General features: G+C 47.7%; 1 tRNA gene and 2 rRNA genes. All 3 read right to left on the minus strand.

Going from position 1 to position 777, the window contains the following annotated elements:
* A 23S ribosomal RNA gene (locus PEPTYR26121_RS00985) occupies nt 1-455 on the minus strand; the annotation flags it as partial.
* A 119-nt stretch (nt 456-574) separates the two neighbouring features.
* A tRNA-Ile gene (locus PEPTYR26121_RS00990) sits at nt 575-651 on the minus strand.
* 72 nt (nt 652-723) lie between these two features.
* Nucleotides 724-777 (minus strand): 16S ribosomal RNA (locus PEPTYR26121_RS00995); the annotation flags it as partial.

Consider the following 777-nt stretch of genomic DNA (forward strand, 5'->3'; position numbering starts at 1 on the left):
GCACTATCGGTCACCAAGGAGTATTTAGCCTTAGGGGGTGGTCCCCCTATGTTCCCACCGGGTTTCACGTGCCCTGTGGTACTCGTTTAGAGTAGTTTGTCGCCACTTCGCGTACGGGACTGTTACCCTCTGTGGTCGACCTTTCCATGTCGTTCTGCTCGCGACTTCAAACCGTATCTCAAGTTGGGCTCTACCCCGTTCGCTCGCCGCTACTCAGGGTATCGAGGTTTCTTTCTTTTCCTCGGGGTACTTAGATGTTTCAGTTCCCCCGGTATTCCTTTCTAAGGCTATGAATTCACCTTAGAATGCTAAGAGGTTATCTTAGCGGGTTTCCCCATTCGGAAATCTATGGATCACAGTGTATTTGCCACTACCCATAGCTTATCGCAGCTTATCGCGTCCTTCATCGGCTCTTGGTGCCAAGGCATCCACCGGATGCTCTTTCTAACTTGACCTTACGATCTATTCGTTGAAATTGTAATCTTAAATAAATTTGAAGATTTGATTTACGATGTTCTCGTATTTGATTGTATATGCAATTGTCATGGTTCAATGGGTTGCATCATAAGATGCATGGTGGACCTGGGTGGATTCGAACCACCGACCTCACGCTTATCAGGCGTGCGCTCTAACCAACTGAGCTACAGGTCCATATATAATTAAAGGTATAAGAGAAATCCATCTTTGTGGCTCCTGCCCGCAGGCAAGAGCCTTCTTCCTTAGAAAGGAGGTGATCCAGCCGCACCTTCCGATACGGCTACCTTGTTACGACTTCAC

Origin of the sequence: Aedoeadaptatus nemausensis (genome assembly GCF_903819165.1) — a bacterium.
Lineage (GTDB): Bacteria > Bacillota > Clostridia > Tissierellales > Peptoniphilaceae > Aedoeadaptatus > Aedoeadaptatus nemausensis.